Here is a 15,998-nt window from a genome sequence, read left to right on the forward strand (position 1 = left end):
GCTCCCCAGCTCCCCCTACATCCCAACCGGTTCTATCATCTTGGCGGCTAAACGTTCAAACATTTCATCAACAGAGGAACCTGTCTTGGCTGAGGTGGGATAGATACCTAGGGCTTGCTTCCAATCTTCAAGCTGAAACTGTTGTAGCAATTTTTTCAATTTTTCCTCTTCTATTAAGTCAATTTTATTCAAGGCAATCATAATCGAGCCTTTGGGATTGACCGATGAAAAAAGGTTAACTCGTTCTGAGAGCTGATCGATGGTTTCTGGACGAGTGACATCGGCAACAATTACAGCACCACCCGATCCCTGCAAATAGGTGGGCGCGATCGCTTTAAACTTGGTATGTCCTTCTAAGTCCCAGATTAACAACTGTACATTTAGTGATTCCACGACTTTGCGGGATATTTTCACGCCCACGGTGGACAGGTACTGATCACTGAACTGGCGATCAACAAAGCGGCGAATCAGGCTGGTTTTTCCAACGCCAAAGTCACCGACGAGACATATTTTCTTAGATATCATGACGTGAAATCACTACAGATCGCTAGCTGCGATAAGGTACTAGTTCACAAAGAGGGCTGAACGCTTGAGATGCGATCGCCTCGAACTCTACAGATCTACTTAACCATAGCGGTTGTTTGACTACTATAGTCATTCGTAAATTTCTTCTGCCTGCTGCCTTCTTCACGGTGCGATCGCTTCAAATTCTACAAACCGACTGAAGTTTAAGGGTTCATCATCATAAACACCCGTAGGCGGTTTAGTTGTTCCAGCGATCTCGATACGCCTTGAATCAATCCCACGACTCACAAGTGCCTCCGCTACAATTTGCCCCCTTTCCAGTGCCAATCGCTGATTTTCTATCATATTGCCACTCTTATCGCTATGACCGATAATCCGAATAGTCTGGTTAGGATAATCTTTTAGAAAGGCTTCGAGTTGGTCGAGTTTTTGAAATTCTGATGATTTTAACTCGGCTGAATTCAGCTCGAAGTAAATGCGAGACGCGAGGGCTAGAGGCTGGAGTTGTGCTGTATTTGTTACCGATTCAACGCCCGGAATTTTCTCAAAAGCTTCTGTAATTTTCCGGGCATCTGCCACTTGAAGCACACTACCTTCTACCGTAACTCTACCCGCTTCAAAACTCGTCCAAATTGCCATACGATCCATATTATTGAGCAGGGATGTCACTCGCTCAACTTCCGCCGCAACTTCTGCCGGATCAGGAGGAACCTTGACAGCAATAATGTCATTTTTTATCTGAGCATTGGGGGCAACTGTCTTAGTAATTTGTCCGGCTTTTTCAACCAAATAGCTACTGGGTAACTTTCCAGACAGCTCAATTGTATCTTCCTGTGCATCTACTGTCAGAGTATAAACTGCTAACTCTGGATCAGAAGCCAAGGCAATGCTCGTTTTTTCCTCCAGATTGCGATTAATCCCACTCTGATGGTGACGAATTCCCAATGGAATGAAAATAGCACTCAGAACTGCGGCACTCAGTGCTAGTAAGGCGAAGGGAAATTTTCGCTTTGGCTTTTCTACGATGGCGCTAAAATCTGTAATCGATTTTAAAAGCGGGTGTACTGGCTGGGGAACATTATCGGGATCGCCATCAAATAATTCGATTGCGTTACCATGTCGTTGCACAATGGTACTGAGCGCCTCCCGCATTTTCTCTAGAAAGGATTTGGGCGGGTATCCTTGAGTCACTACCGCTAAATAACAATACCCTGCTACTTCTAGAGTAATTTCACAACTACCATATTCAATCCGATCCAGCTCTGAAACTTCACCCGATTGGACAATGCAATCATTCACAAAGCTGCGAATTGCGGTTAGCATTCCGGCAACCATGTCTGATTCTAGGTGCTGTTTGCCGAAGGGTTGCACTTCTGAAATTACCAATCCCGATGCTTTATGAATTAAAAAAATTGCTTTGATGGCAAAGGGCATTGACTCTTTGAAGATGAGTTCTGCCTCGGAAACCCCCTGCATCCTAGCGCGGATTTTACGAGAAATTCCCTCTGGGCTGAGGGCGGTTTCAACTTTTTGATTAATCGCGGTAACGGCTTCTGCCATATATTTAGAAATCGTACTGCCAACAACAGGGTACAGGGCATCTACCATTGCATCCCGTTCTATCTCAATCTGTTCTTTAATGGCTTCACTTATCTCAGGCGCAATTGCCTTGGCAAATTCTCCAGGAGATGTGAGTATTCGTTGACTAAGGGCATAGGGTAATAAAGGTGCTAAGGCTCTGCTGATTGATTTTTTATCTTCCTTTGCTCTCGCTTCAATCATCTCATCAATAATCGGTGCGATCGCTTGCGCCATTTCTTCCCGAGCTTCAGTAATTTTGATACTCAAAATCTGAGTAATTAATGGCACCAGTAACTTAATTAACTCTTTGGAGTCGGAGATTTTATGTTCAAGGTTTTCAAATTTCTCTTTTAGGCTTTCAAATCCCTGCTGAGAATCTAAAATTTCGGGATCGATGAGTAGGCGTTGTAAACGCTCTAAGGGGGTGAAAGCATCCTCTGACTCGTCATCATCTGAGGTTGCCAGAAATTGGTGGGTAGACTCGTTGAGGGGTTGGGTTGCAAGTTGAGACGACATCATGTCACTCAATGCCTTTGCCGATAGGGTGATGGAGTTTTCTGTCGGCTGGCGATCGCCTGATTCTGATAAGATAGCCGGGTCTGTAGACTCTTGGGGTAAGGGTTCTGAGGGTTGAAATGCCATTCGTTTGTTGGGTGTCGCCTCTGGAGGGGAGGGGAAAACTGGATTAGTGGGCGACTCCTCAAACAGGGATGATGCGATCGCTTCTGTTAAAGAGTTTTCTGATAACTGAGATGAACTCGATAAATTTAAGTCATTTTCCAGCACTGCTGAAATTGCTTCTTCTGAGGGTTCTGTCTGCAACTGAGAGTTTGTCACCCCATTAGATGTCCCCTCTGAAACGGCAGGGGTAGACTGATGGGTTGGCGACTCCTCAAACAGGGATGATGCGATCGCTTCTGTTAGAGAGTCTTCTGATAACTGAGATTGACGCCATTGATCTAACCGCTTTTCTAACCGTGAGGGGTAATCATCTCCTGTTGACGAACTGATCCCTGCTGGTGATTCTTCTTCCTTAAACGGCGGCTGACTCGACAGGTTTGACTCAGACTCAAGAACTGGTGTAGTCTTGGTCAATGCCTCTGGTTCGTCTTGCTCTGACTGAAAATCGGCATTTTTATTGCCATTGGTTGATTTTTCCTTAGATGGGAGAGATTCTTCACTAGATTGACCGATTGTTTGTAAATTAACGAGTAAATCTAGCAACCCTTCCAATTGAGAGACGGAAGATTGGGGTTTTTCTGGTGAATCCATAGTCTGAGTCTTAACCCTGCCTTGCTGTAAATCTTCATGAATCGCAGAAGATGCTCAATTAAGGAAATCCTGTTGTTATAAGGTTTGCTTAATGGCATCTATTTCGATTGATGGATTGCGCCCAAAGACACCAGTTGAACTAAAAGTAGAACGGATAAAAAACTGACTTTATTCTATATAATTATCCCTTCATACTCCAAACTTCATTGGACTTCGGGCAGTTCATCAAGGATGTTAATCTCGAATGTGCAACCCTGAAATTATTCGGAAACTTTACTCGCCTCCAGTAACCTATAATCTGAAGCTACATCACTACCAGCCGCTTCTTTGAGCTCAGGAGCAAATTCAGTCCCCTTAATTCTCAAGCCCACCTCAAATAGGATTTCTGCCATATCGTCTTTAGCAATTTTTGTGTTAGTCATCATTGAAAAGCGTCGTTCCAATTCTTCAAAGACGTGCGCTCTTAAATTTCTTACGTCATCTTGAAGTGTTTCTCTTGTATCGGATAACTCTTTCTGGAGCGACGTGGTTTGTTGCTCAACGGTTTGATCGAGAGCTTCAATACTGCTAGAAAACTTTTTGTTAACCAAATCAATGGTTTGTTTTACATCAGAATTTTCATTTTGGATGGTCATACTGATCGACTTGATTTTTTTTTCAATAGAATCAAGGGCTGACCGTAATTCCGTTAAATAAATGGTTTTGTTTTGTTCGATACGTTCACGCATTTCTTGTTGAATTAAGATCAAGTTTGATTCAATTTTGTCAATACGACTGTCGTATTCTCGCAACTGAGCGCCAAAAATTATATCCCGAATTTGGTCAATATTTCCTAACCTTTCGCGCATTTGCTCTCGACTGATTTCTGACATTTTTTAACCTCTAGTTTGCTAGAATTTATTTACAAATCTACCCCATAGTTTCGCTTAGACAGCGAGTAAAAAAACTGCTACGTTGCTTTGATAGCAAAGAACTTGGTTTTTGGGAGATTGCCATTACTATAACACTGCGGTTTGTTCTGGAATACAAACAAACCCTTCAATTCGTGTAGAGTTGCCCTTCTTCGACACCAATTGCGCTTCTCAAGGGATGGGGGAGGTGGAGATGAACAAGTGAATTTAGTATTATAGCGAAACAATGTACCCCATTTAAAGGAAAATCGTGATCATGAACCAACAGATTGCCTTTCTCGGACTCGGCGTAATGGGGGGTTCCATGGCGGCAAATTTGGCGCGAAGTGGTTATTCTGTCAAGGCGTGGAATCGTACCCCCAACCGTCCGGGTATCGAAATTGCTGCCAGTGCTGGGGCAACGGTAGTTCCGTCCATCCGTGAGGCAGTTACATCGGCAGATGTGGTGTTTTCCTGCGTGGGGGACGTTCCAGATGTTGAGGAGGTTATCTTGGGAAGTGGCGGCGTTGCCGAATCTGCTCGTCCGGGTACGCTGGTTATTGACACCAGTACCATCGGACCTGATGCTGCTCGTAAGATGGGAACTGAACTCAAAAAACGTAACCTGCATTTTCTAGATGCCCCGATTTCTGGGGGCGACATTGGCGCAAAGAAGGGTACGTTAACTATTATGGTTGGGGGTGAACCAGCAGACTTTGAAGAGAGCAAGCCACTACTCGAGGTTTTGGGTAAAACGATTCGCTTGTGCGGATCTGTGGGTAGTGGTCAGGGGGTGAAACTTTGCAACCAAGTGCTTTGTGCCATCCATATGGTAGCATTGTGCGAAGCGATGCAACTGGCACGGCAGCAGGGAATCGATCCGAATTTAGTCGTTGAGGTTTGCAGTACGGGGGCGGCAGGTTCTTGGGCGCTTTCCAATTTGGGATCTAAAATTGCAGAGTCTGATTTCCAACCGGGTTTTATGATTAAACATATGCTCAAAGATTTGAGGTTGGTGCAGGAAACCGTCCAGTCGTCTGGTGAGCAATTGTCTGGAGTCGAATTGGCTGACGGCTTGTTTAAAATTGTTCAAAAACTTGATGATGGGACGGGAGGCGAACAGGGAACGCAGGCAATGATTCGAGCTTTTAGGGAGTAGGCTTCGCCGTGAACGCGGTTCCTGAGCACTTCGACAAGCTCAGTGTTCCACCTGTCGAAGCTTCGGCTTCGCTCAGCTTCAAAGGGCAGTCGAACGCTTGAGCGCTCAGTTGAAAGCCGAACGGGAGTGGGGACGCCTCTAGCCCATTGATTCTAGAAAAGCTTGAATCTTCTGGAGTTGCTGCTCTAGAATTTCTACGTTTTCAGCCGCTCCTATCAGTTGTTGTTGTCGTGCCTGCTGTTCCAATTGAGCGGTAATGTCTGGTATTACCCGCACGCCAACGTTGGCACTTGCACCTTTAATTCGGTGAGCTTGCTGTTCGATTGTTTTAAAATCTTGTAGTTGAAGGGCTTGCTGCATTTGTTTGAGTCCTGGCTGTGCATTTTCAACAAACGCTTGCAAGAGTCGCTTTTGCAATACTGCGTTACTGCGAGAGATGGATTCGAGGCGTTTTCCATCTAGTAGGGTTTCGTCGATCTTGAAAACGGAGATTGTTTCCTCAGACGGGTTAACGACGACCTGGGGCTGGATTGTGTTATCGGAGGAGTTTATCATCTTGTTGGTACCCACGGGTTGAAATTCTACCCGTGGCTTAATCCAAGGTTCGAGAGTTGCTCCTAATGCTTCTTGATCAAAGGGTTTGCTGAGGTAGTCATCCATTCCTGCTGCCAGACACTTTTCACGATCGGCAGGTAGGGCATGGGCGGTTAGGGCAATAACAACAGTATGGCGGTCTGTATCTTCGCGGCGTCGTAACTCTTGGGTTGCCTCGTAGCCATCGAGTACGGGCATCTGACAATCCATTAAAACGATATCATAGTTTTGCGTTTGTAACTGGGCGAGAGCTTCCGAGCCGTTTTCTACACAGTCTGCTTCGTAGCCCAGCATTTCGAGCTGGTGCAGAATCACCATTTGATTGACGGGATGGTCTTCTACAAGCAGAATTTTTAGGTCAGATTGGCAGGATTTTGAGGGGTTAGTTGTTGGGGTTTGTCTGAAACTTGATGTCCAACCCGCAATCTCTTCTTCAGGAGCGACGGCACTCAATAGGCTGTCAAAGAGCTGTGAGGCTCTCACGGGTTTGATCAGATAGCCAGAAATATCCATTGCTTCTAGCTCTTGCACGGCATCAATGTGATGCATCGTGGTTAAAACAATCAGCTTGGTGTGAGCAAGATTGGGATCACAGCGAATCATTGGCACTAGCATTGCTCCCTGAGAATCAGGCAGTTGTTGGTCAACAATTGCCACATCATAGGGATGTCCTAGCGCTGCACTTGAGCGCAAAACATTCAGGGCGGTAATGCTGTCTGTTGCTTCATCCAACTGCATCCCCCAGGCTTCGACGAGCGATCGCACTGCTTGCCGAGTTGTGGTATGTTCAGCACTAACCAACAGTTTAAGCTGACGCAGTGCCAGGGGTACGGCTTGAGTCAACGGTAGGGGTTGAGTCCCTAAAGAGACAATAAACCAAAACGTGGAACCCTGACCTAATACACTTTCAACGCCAATTTTACCGCCCATCAATTCAACCAACTGCTGGCAAATAACCAGTCCTAAACCCGTACCTCCGTATTGCCGTGTCGTTGAGGCATCCACTTGGGAGAAAGGCTGGAACAGCTTTTGTTGATTAACAGCACTGATGCCAATTCCCGTATCAATGACTTCAAATCGAAGAGCGATTGAGGATTGGGCAGTTTCTTCGATTAAACATCCTTTTGGCTGCCCTGCTTGCTGAGAGTCGCTCACCGATACTTTTACCAAAACTTCACCGACATCTGTAAACTTGACAGCATTCCCCAGCAAATTTAGAAGTACCTGACGCAACCGCCCCGGATCACCCCGTAACTGTCGGGGGACGTTGCTTTCTACCAATATTGCCAGTTCTAACCCCTTCGTTTCTGCCTGTGCTGCCAAAACATCGACAACCGAATCCAAGCAAGTATCTAAGTTAAAGTCAATTTGCTCTAAGGGCATTTCACCCGCTTCTAGTTTGGAAAAGTCGAGAATATCGTTAATCACATTCAGCAGATGTTGGGCGCTGCTGCGAATGGTGCGGGTGTAGTCTTGCTGTTGCTGGGTAAGCGGGGTTTGTAATAACAACTCCACCAGTCCCAAAACGCCATTCATCGGGGTGCGAATTTCGTGACTCATGTTGGCGAGAAACTGGGACTTCAGCCGCGCTGCTTCAAAGGCAGCTTCTCGCGCCTCCACAAGCTCATTAATTTGATCACTAGCAATAACAATACCGCCCACTTCTCCATCGGGGCTATACCAGGGATGAATTGCCCAACGGATGTACTCGATAGAACCGTCGGTATGTTGCCACATATCTTCTGGATTGGTGATAACTGCCCCGTTAATAGCCTCTTGGTGAATCCGTTTCCAGCGTTCTGGCAAGTCTGGAAACATCTCATAATGGCTGCGTCCGATAATCGATTGCCCTTCTATCCCTTTAGCCGTGAGCCACTTCTGTGAGTGAGCCATATAGCGCATTTGGGTATCAAACATTGCCATTGCTACGGGGGCAACCGTTATAATTTGTCGCAGTTGCTGACGTTCTCGTTCTAAATAGTCGTTGACTTGCTGTAACTGGGCGGTTCGCTGTTCGACTCGAACTTCTAACTCCTCCTTAGCTTGTTTGAGGGCTTCTTCGGCTTGCTTGCGGCTGGTTATATCAAGCGCTAAGGATAAAATGGAAACTAAATTACCACTTTCGTCACGCAAAGCCGAGTTGTACCACTCGCAATGGATGACTGAGTGATCTTTTGTATAATTCCGATTGCAACTGACGCTGCGGGGAATGCTGCCATCGAGCAATCCACTCATCGTTGTGTTGGCGACTTCCACATCGTCAGCAAATACGAGTTGCAACTTGTCAATCTGCTGATTGAGTACCTCTTGAGCCGTCCAACCAAAGATATGTTCTGCCTGTTCTGACCAACGCTGCACTCGGTAGTCATTGTCCCACTCAATGACGGCTAGGGGGGAATTTTCAACATGAAAGGTTAGGCGCTGAAGGGCATTTTTTAACTTGGCTTCTGCCGCCCTGCGTTCTTTGATTTCTTTTTCTAGTTGAGCGGGACTGGGCAACTCTAACGCTTTCGGAATCAACTGCACTAGTGACACAGCCGTACCTAGGGAAACCCCTGCTGTAATCACTTTGATGAATCCACTCAACCAATAATCCGGATGCCAGAGCGTCCACACTTCCATCAGGTGGGTGGTGCCACATGCCAGGATAAACGCACTAAACATCAGAAATATCCAATCGAATGGTAAATCCTGTCGCTTGCGAACAAACGAAACTAGCGTCACGGGAATGGAATAGTACGCCAGTGCAATTAATGAATCTGATATTACATGGAGTCCTACTAGCCCCGGTTTCCAGAGATAGCAGTGTCCGTGGGGTATAAATGACACGAAAAACAAGTTAGCCAAGAGAGCCCCCATATTATAATTCTCGTTCAGCGTTGCCCAGTGTTTTGAAAACGACTCGTTTGTTATCGGATAGCAAGGTGCATCGTTAAACCCACTCTATCAATGAATTTTGGAGGAGTTGGGGAGGCGGTTTATTCCACCGATTCATCAGGTAGTACTTTTGTCAACTCTTGCCACCTCTTCCGAGGATAGCTTCACCTCAACTGCACCCACAGAATCTTCAATGCTCGATACCTGGCTAGCACCAGGAATGGGTACAATACAAGCAGACTTCGCCCGTAGCCATGCCAGGACGATTTGATAGACTGACGCTCCTTTTTCTGCGGCTAACTGGGCAATGACAGAGATATTTTGCAGATTGCCAACCCGAGATCGACCGCCCAAGGGACGATAGGGAAAAAAGGTCAGCCCTTGAGTTTCGCAATACTCCAGAACCCCATCAAATTCCGGTGTCCGACGCCACGGGTTGTATTCATTTTGAACTGAAACAACGTCAACCACCTCACGAGCGCGTTTGATTTGCTTGACAGAAAAGTTGGAGACGCCAACAAAGCGAATTAAACCGTAATTGATAGCTTCTTTTACAGGTTGTAAGGCTTCTTCAATCGTATAGCTGGGATCGGGCGCGTGGTACTGCCAAACATCTAGAGGTTTTGAGCCACCCAACGCTTCAAAGCTAGCCCGAATTGCCTGCCGCAAATGGTCGGGGTTGCCGTTGCACGTCCAAGCACCGTCGGGTCGCATTAAGCCGCCTTTGGTCGCAATGGTGACGTGGGTGGTATCACCGTTATAGTGCTGGAGGGCTTTGCGGATCAGGCACTCGTTGTGGTGCTTGTCAGATTCATCTTGACAGTAAGAGTCAGCGGTATCAATTAGGGTAACTCCTAAGTCTAGGGCTGTATGAATCACCTCCATCGATTGTGACTCCGGAGGTCTGCTACTTAGAGACATTGGCATCCCGCCTAGACCGATGGCACTGATAGTAATATCCGTATTACCGAGTTTTGTTGTTTTCACTTTAGCTTCTAAAATTCGCCGTTGTTTTTCTTGTAATTCATCACTGACAGCGAGTGTAGAATCATCTAGTTTGAGTGCAGCACCTCAGCTCATCAAATATCAAAATGGGTAAACTGAGGGCTAGCAAACATTTTGACAGCCCCCTACATACCAATTCAATGCACGACGACTTGTTCTGTGCAGCTTTTCAGTTACATCTCAACAGGGTGTAGGGAACATTATTAACGATGAGTCTCAAGTCAATATCTATTAGGTCGGATTCCTATGGGCTGATTTTGCCATAGGTAGAGTTAAAGTCTGTTACCGATTTACCAGCGAGATGCAAGATGCGATCGCTTCTTATCTCCCTTGTCTCCGCCAAAAATTGCAGGAATCATGCAAATTGGCATACTATCCTATTCCCTACTCCCCACGATAGACGCCGATAGGCATTTTGCCCATAGCGAATACCGAACACAGGGTAGGGGAGCTGGGGAGCCTTCGGCGTGAGCGCTCAGTCGAACGCTGGGGAGCGGGGGGGATGAGTAAAACCTCAAAAATCTCCTTGTCCCCTTGTCCCCTTGTCCCCTTGTCCCCTTGTCCCCTTGTCCCCTCATCTCCCAAACTCTGCTGAACTAACTGCTTACTCTGTACTCTTTCACTAGAGTCAGACTAACCCATGACCCACGATCGCTGTAACTGCGAATGAGCCGCTGTCTCTGATCAGGTTGTACCAGCCAACCTACTTCTAGTACGAAAAAGTGACCTGATTTAACCGTTAAGGGGCAGTTAGAAGAGGCTCCATCGGGTAGCAGCAATACTTGAACGGGTAAGGCACTCTCATCGAAGAGGAGGATAGAACCGTTAATTTTTGCGGTAGAAGTAAGGGTACGAACGGATGAGCCAGTCCCGTAGGTGAGTTGTTGGATTAAGCGATCGCTCCCTTGACGCTGGATCGTTAGTCGTGTGGGATAGGTATCGGGCGATCGCCAGTCGGGATAAATAGTCGTTGCTTCTCCCTGCCACTCTCCCAGCAACTGCTCTACAGTTAGGGGTGGGCGTTCTGGAGTATCCGTACCTGCCAATTTTTCTCGAATTAATGTGAGCTGGTTGAGTTGGCTCTCTTTATTATAAAGTTGCACCAAACGCAAGCGGCGATTGCCTTCAATTAAGCCTAATTCAGCACCAAATTCTGAAAAGGGTGCCCACTGAATCGAGCCTTGGGAAAATGCACCATTTTCAAAAAGTAAGATAGTTCGATTCAACGAACTGTATTCTAAAACTTTTTCGTCCAGAGGTTGACCGGGTGGCATACGGCGGACGATTTGGCGCATGGTTTTATTCTCGTTGAGTCCTTCAAAACTCACTACGGTTGGTGTGTCTTGCACCAGTTCCCCTTGCGGGGAGAAGCGGGTGAATGAACCTTGCCATTCCCCTAGATTTTGTAGCAGACAGTCCCATTGCGATCGCATGTTTGTACCGAGTAACCCGTTATGTGTCACGCCACTACCAGTTTAAGCGCGATTCTACAGCTCTCTAGAATGTTTGGCATTTGAGATAAGGCAGTTTTGTCAGGGAAGCTTAGGAGTAGGGTTAATTAATACAATCAAAAAGCAGTTTCTCTTGAGGTATAACCAATGCCAATGGTTCCTTTTCAAGGAGAGTAGTGTAGATTTTATGAGCTTGTTTAAATGAATCTTCTGCTAAAAAACGAAAAGCAGACGTGGCAATATATTGTTTTTCTTTCTCAAAGGCTATCCACTTCCTTGATAAATCTTCTGCTGCCTGTCCTGTCGTATTAGAACCCGCAAAAATATCAAGAACTAAATCACCCGGCTCGGTGAGAAACTGAATAAAGAAAGATGGGAGCTGTTGAGGGAAACGAGCTGGATGCCTATCCACTTCAATTTGTTTACAAAGGCGCAAATACTTAGAATTACTTTCAGTATTGGAGATGGTTAATAAGTTGGAAGGAATTGCCCCACCATTGTCTTTCCCAAACTTGTTGCTAATATCATGTCCAGAAGGACGCTCTTTTGGCGTGTAAAATGTCTCTGGATTTTCCAAAAGCTTCTTCATTCTCTTAGAATAGGGAACTTTTACTTTTTTTACATCAGCTTTAGGAAATTCTGTTTTAGATAGCCACCATACAGTATTAACTGAATCTTTAACTCGTATTTTTCTTTTATTCACCCACTCGATAGGTGAGGGAAGTTTAGAAGGATTAAACCAAAAAAATTCTTCAGCGAGCTTAAATTCAAACTCATCACATAGTCTAATTAGAACCCGATAGTTGTACAAAGAGCGAATGGGCTTTCCTTTTTCATACGCTCCGCCTAAATCTATAACAAAGCTTCCTGTATCCTTCAAAACTCTTTTAATTTCAGAGGCAAATTTTAATAGCCAATCCACATAATCAGTTTGTTCTTCATTTCCATAATGTTTTGGGCGTAATAATGCAAAAGGTGGTGACGTAATGACTAAATCTACAGAGTTTTCATGAAGATTTTTAAGCAGCTCCAAGGAATCTCCTAAATAAGCTTTACCGTACTTAGTGATGTATATCGGAAGAGGTAATGTATTACTCATGCTTACGTTAAAGTTCCTGAAAATCGAAGGTATAGCTACAACACCTGGCTAGTATAGCTCAAATCCGTACTTTCAGTTCGTTTACTAACAATCTCATCCCTTATAGGATATCAGAGGCAAACTTTTAGTTCGTTTTTTTCAGAAAAGGGATATGGATCATCTGGAAGCTCGACGACTGTTTGCCAATAAGATAGGGCGACTTCGCAGAGAGAAAAACATAACACAGGATGAATTAGCAGAAGTTATCGATAAGACTACAGATTATATAAGCTTATTTATTAGAGCGTGCTGAAAGATCGCCATCATTTGAAGTCATTTTAGACCTTGCTGAAGCCTTAGATGTACCTCCTTCTTATCTATTAAGCTTCGGTAAAACTGGTGAAATAGATGCTTTTTTTGAATCTATAGTTGCTGCACCTATTCGTCCTTCTACCGTTCAGCCCGTTGAAGATTCTATTGCAACAGAAGGAAAACGCTATTCCGATCTCGAACGCCTCAATAGGGCGATTCAAGGTATTCAAGATATGCAACAACTTGCTCAGGAATATGGTATCAATGATATTTTTCAAGATAATGGCGGCAAAACTTTACAGCTATTAATTCTCCTAGGGCTGCGTATATCTCCAGGACGAGAAGGCAATGATGCGCTCGATGCTGAAGGTAAAGAATATGAATTGAAAACCGTAAATGTTTTAAATCGAAAAAACCCCGGAGTTACGACTCATCATCATTTAAATGAAGATATTCTTGATAAATATCGCCAGGTAGAAGCTTGGTATATAGGAATTTACGAAGGAATTTTGCTCAAGAAAATTTATAAACTATTGCCCCAGCAGTTAGAACCTGAGTTTCAAAAATGGGAAAGGAAAATAAAGCAGGGTAGCGGGGCAATAAACAATCCAAAAATTCCAATGAAACTCGTTAAGCAAGGTGAATTAGTTTACTCTGATACTCAGGCGGATGATTTGTAACGTTAATAAACGGGTAACCAGACGAACTCTACCCACCTTGTGCCAAACAGCATCTCACTAATCTCATGTCAGAAGTCTAACTCGAAGCACTTGTATAAAACCGCAGCGCAAACCGCCAAAAAATCCCAGACGCCAACAGTAACCCAAAAGCCAGTATACCTGCCCCAACAACCCAACCCATTTCACTTCGACCCAGCATGGCTTCTGCTGGCACCGTCGTCAAAAACGCTACAGGAACCACAAAGGTAAAGAAAAACCGATACGCCGCCGGATACGCTACCATCGGGAATCGACCAGCTTCCAACAAGCCTCGAAGTACTTCAGTAACGTTGTAGATTTTGACAAACCAAATGCTCGTCGCTCCTAGCATAAACCAGAGGCTGTAAAGGCTGATCAGACCAAATGCCAAAGGCACTACACTCAGAAGGTAGTTCCTGATATTCAAGCCAAGGTGTCCACCCGCATAACCAATGAGTACACCTGCAAAGACTAAATCCGGCAATCCCCACGGTGAAACAGTGCGGGCTGAAAGCCAAAACTGAGAATTAATGGGTTTGAGGAGTACAAAATCTAGCGTACCTTGTTGAACGTGTCCAACAATACGGTTGAGATTGGGGACAAGAAACGTGGCAGAAAATCCCTGAAGTAAGGTAAAAATCCCCAAAATAATCAGCGCTTCTTCCCAACTCCAGCCCTCAAACTCATAGCCCGTGCGGTAGAACAAAAATAACCCAAATAAGCTGCCGACTAAGTTTCCCAGACTGCTCAAGGCAGAAATCAGAAAGTTAAGGCGATATTCGAGTTCAGCCGCGATTGCGGTACTCCAAAACAGCCTGAGGACATACAGGTATCGCATTATACCTAACCTTAAGAATGGATGCAGCGATCGCCGTGTCGAAAAAAAAGCATCCCATCAGCCAATCGCTTTTGCTGTCTCAATCTATTCCATAGAACCTTTCTATAATTGCAGCTTTTTGTCTTTGAGACGCGCTACAGTAAAACTTTCACCTTTACAGAGGGGATTAGAGAAAAGAGTGGCTGATCTTATCATTATTAGTTTAAGCTAATCGGTTGGCAATCCTTGTCCGCTTTTTGGTGGGGGTTCATCTACCCGCTTCACTCTAAGAGTAGCGATTGTTAGATACGAGATCGGGAAGAATTGTTAAAAAATGTAAACTTGTATGGAGCCTATAAAACGAATGAAAAAGATTCTAATCATTGAAGATGAAAGCTTTATCCGAGATAACTTAATTGAACTGTTAGAAATTGAAGGGTTCGAGGCTATAGGTGCTGAAAACGGTAATATAGGCGTGCAAAAGGCAAAAGATTACCAACCCGATTTAATTCTGTGCGATGTGATGATGCCAGAACTAAATGGTTATGGAGTGCTAGAATCGTTGCGTCAAGATTCAGCCACCGAAAACATCCCCTTTATGTTTCTCACCGCTAGTGCAGATAAAGGTAATCTTCAGAAAATTAGAGAACTAGGAATCAATGACTATATTCTCAAGCCGTTTAATGTTGATAAATTTTTGGTAGTGATCGCTGATAGGCTCAACGATTGAACCCACCTCATGCCTGTTGCACTACAGTTACTCCGAAAAGAGATGGTTGGCGGAAAAACCCCTATCGTGTTAATAATTACAGTTCAAGTTTGAGGAAGAGTCGTGTCTCAAAAGCGTAATCCCTGGATAAATGTGATATTAGTGCTGGCAGTGCTAGCGTTTGTAGGTCTTTCAATGATTCCGTTGTTGGGAAGCGTTTTTCAGGAAAACAAATCTCCTACAACGGCAGCACCCAGCGCAACGCCAACAATGTCTGCCCAAGCTCGATCGCAACTTGAAGAGCAAGCGAAGGGTTATGAACTTGTTGTGCAGCGAGAACCCCAAAATCAAACCGCATTGCAAGGACTCTTAGAAACACGACTGAAGCTGGGAGACATCCCCGGTGCGATCGCTCCCCTAGAACAATTAGCCAAGCTGAATCCCGATCAGACCGAGTATAGAGTTTTGCTAGCTCAAGCCAAGCAGCAAACAGGCGATCGCGAAGGCGCAGCTCAAACCTATCGCACGTTACTAGCATCCAAACCGGGAGATTTGAATGCCCTAGAAGGACTAACACAACTATTAATTGAGCAAAACCGACCCGAAGCCGCAGTTGGTCTTTTGCAAGATACCTTAAAAACTGCCACCCAACTGAATGACGTTCAACCGGGAACTTTAGATGTCACCTCAGTACAGCTACTGTTAGGTAAAGTCTATGCCAACCAGCAACGCTACACCGAAGCCTTAGTCATCTACGATCAAGCGATCGAAGCGAACGAGCAAGATTTTCGCCCCGTATTGGCTAAAGCAGTAATCCTCAAAAGACAGGGTAAAACCGAAGAAGCAAAACCCCTCTTCACGACTGCTGTTTCCCTAGCACCAGCTCAATACAAAGACCAAGTGAAGCAACTGGCAACCGCAGGCGAACAACCAGCGGCAGCACCCAACTCATCACCCAGTGGCGAAACCTCTAATTTCCCCGATCCACTTCCTTCTGAAAGTCCGTAGTTTCGAGGGAGCAGAGGGGCAG

At 45.2% G+C, this 15,998-nt stretch carries 12 protein-coding genes; 4 read left to right on the forward strand and 8 right to left on the reverse strand.

All coding sequences use genetic code 11. The annotated features are described in order from the left end of the window. Positions 1 to 15 precede the first annotated feature (15 nt). The 3 genes from IQ257_RS24920 to IQ257_RS24930 all read right to left on the reverse strand — a co-directional run bounded on the left by IQ257_RS24920 (position 16) and on the right by IQ257_RS24930 (position 4,250). On the reverse strand, positions 16 to 525 hold the full coding sequence (locus tag IQ257_RS24920) for a Rab family GTPase (RefSeq protein ID WP_193880789.1): 510 nt from the start codon (positions 523 to 525) through the stop codon (positions 16 to 18). Between the two features lie 162 nt (positions 526 to 687). Next, positions 688 to 3,378 (reverse strand): OmpA family protein, encoded by a 2,691-nt coding sequence (locus tag IQ257_RS24925; RefSeq protein ID WP_193880792.1) that lies wholly within the window; start codon positions 3,376 to 3,378, stop codon positions 688 to 690. 260 nt (positions 3,379 to 3,638) lie between these two features. After that, positions 3,639 to 4,250, reverse strand: a complete 612-nt coding sequence (locus tag IQ257_RS24930; protein ID WP_193880795.1) for a hypothetical protein — start codon at positions 4,248 to 4,250, stop codon at positions 3,639 to 3,641. Between the two features lie 295 nt (positions 4,251 to 4,545). Between IQ257_RS24930 and IQ257_RS24935 the strand changes: the two genes are divergently transcribed. Then, positions 4,546 to 5,427 carry an NAD(P)-dependent oxidoreductase gene (locus IQ257_RS24935; protein WP_193880798.1) on the forward strand — a complete coding sequence of 294 codons (882 nt, stop codon included), beginning with the start codon at positions 4,546 to 4,548 and terminating at the stop codon, positions 5,425 to 5,427. Positions 5,428 to 5,565: 138 nt separating this feature from the next. On the opposite strand, the gene IQ257_RS24940 is transcribed toward IQ257_RS24935, so the two are convergent. The 4 genes from IQ257_RS24940 to IQ257_RS24955 all read right to left on the reverse strand — a co-directional run bounded on the left by IQ257_RS24940 (position 5,566) and on the right by IQ257_RS24955 (position 12,453). Continuing rightward, positions 5,566 to 8,850 carry a response regulator gene (locus IQ257_RS24940; RefSeq protein ID WP_193880801.1) on the reverse strand — a complete coding sequence of 1,095 codons (3,285 nt, stop codon included), beginning with the start codon at positions 8,848 to 8,850 and terminating at the stop codon, positions 5,566 to 5,568. Between the two features lie 165 nt (positions 8,851 to 9,015). Further along, on the reverse strand, positions 9,016 to 9,885 hold the full coding sequence (locus IQ257_RS24945; RefSeq protein WP_193880804.1) for an aldo/keto reductase: 870 nt from the start codon (positions 9,883 to 9,885) through the stop codon (positions 9,016 to 9,018). A 614-nt stretch (positions 9,886 to 10,499) separates the two neighbouring features. Beyond that, positions 10,500 to 11,336: a DUF3598 family protein gene (locus tag IQ257_RS24950; RefSeq protein WP_193882109.1), complete on the reverse strand. Its 837-nt coding sequence runs from the start codon at positions 11,334 to 11,336 to the stop codon at positions 10,500 to 10,502. A gap of 121 nt (positions 11,337 to 11,457) precedes the next feature. Further along, complete coding sequence (locus IQ257_RS24955; protein WP_193882100.1) at positions 11,458 to 12,453, reverse strand: DNA-methyltransferase; 996 nt, start codon at positions 12,451 to 12,453, stop codon at positions 11,458 to 11,460. Between the two features lie 524 nt (positions 12,454 to 12,977). Here IQ257_RS24955 and IQ257_RS24960 point away from each other — a divergent pair. Then, positions 12,978 to 13,424, forward strand: coding sequence for a restriction endonuclease (locus IQ257_RS24960; protein ID WP_193882097.1), 447 nt, complete (start codon positions 12,978 to 12,980; stop codon positions 13,422 to 13,424). Positions 13,425 to 13,500: 76 nt separating this feature from the next. Here the strand turns inward: IQ257_RS24960 and IQ257_RS24965 are convergent, their stop codons facing one another. After that, complete coding sequence (locus IQ257_RS24965; RefSeq protein ID WP_193882106.1) at positions 13,501 to 14,283, reverse strand: ABC transporter permease; 783 nt, start codon at positions 14,281 to 14,283, stop codon at positions 13,501 to 13,503. Between the two features lie 340 nt (positions 14,284 to 14,623). Between IQ257_RS24965 and IQ257_RS24970 the strand changes: the two genes are divergently transcribed. Both IQ257_RS24970 and IQ257_RS24975 read left to right on the forward strand, forming a co-directional pair. After that, positions 14,624 to 14,989 (forward strand): response regulator transcription factor, encoded by a 366-nt coding sequence (locus tag IQ257_RS24970; RefSeq protein ID WP_193882094.1) that lies wholly within the window; start codon positions 14,624 to 14,626, stop codon positions 14,987 to 14,989. Between the two features lie 102 nt (positions 14,990 to 15,091). Further along, the gene (locus IQ257_RS24975; RefSeq protein WP_322744459.1) at positions 15,092 to 15,976 is read left to right on the forward strand and encodes a tetratricopeptide repeat protein; all 885 of its coding nucleotides are present in this window, start codon (positions 15,092 to 15,094) and stop codon (positions 15,974 to 15,976) included. Positions 15,977 to 15,998 lie beyond the last annotated feature (22 nt).

The organism is Coleofasciculus sp. LEGE 07092 (genome assembly GCF_015207375.1).
Taxonomy (GTDB): domain Bacteria; phylum Cyanobacteriota; class Cyanobacteriia; order Cyanobacteriales; family Coleofasciculaceae; genus LEGE-07092.

Bases quoted from the DNA above. Each gene is read 5' to 3' on its own strand.
- IQ257_RS24920 (WP_193880789.1), bottom strand. From the start codon at position 525: ATGATATCTAAGAAAATATGTCTCGTCGGTGACTTTGGCGTTGGAAAA.
- IQ257_RS24925 (WP_193880792.1), bottom strand. From the start codon at position 3,378: ATGGATTCACCAGAAAAACCCCAATCTTCCGTCTCTCAATTGGAAGGG.
- IQ257_RS24930 (WP_193880795.1), bottom strand. From the start codon at position 4,250: ATGTCAGAAATCAGTCGAGAGCAAATGCGCGAAAGGTTAGGAAATATT.
- IQ257_RS24935 (WP_193880798.1), top strand. From the start codon at position 4,546: ATGAACCAACAGATTGCCTTTCTCGGACTCGGCGTAATGGGGGGTTCC.
- IQ257_RS24950 (WP_193882109.1), bottom strand. From the start codon at position 11,336: ATGCGATCGCAATGGGACTGTCTGCTACAAAATCTAGGGGAATGGCAA.
- IQ257_RS24955 (WP_193882100.1), bottom strand. From the start codon at position 12,453: ATGAGTAATACATTACCTCTTCCGATATACATCACTAAGTACGGTAAA.
- IQ257_RS24960 (WP_193882097.1), top strand. From the start codon at position 12,978: ATGCAACAACTTGCTCAGGAATATGGTATCAATGATATTTTTCAAGAT.
- IQ257_RS24970 (WP_193882094.1), top strand. From the start codon at position 14,624: ATGAAAAAGATTCTAATCATTGAAGATGAAAGCTTTATCCGAGATAAC.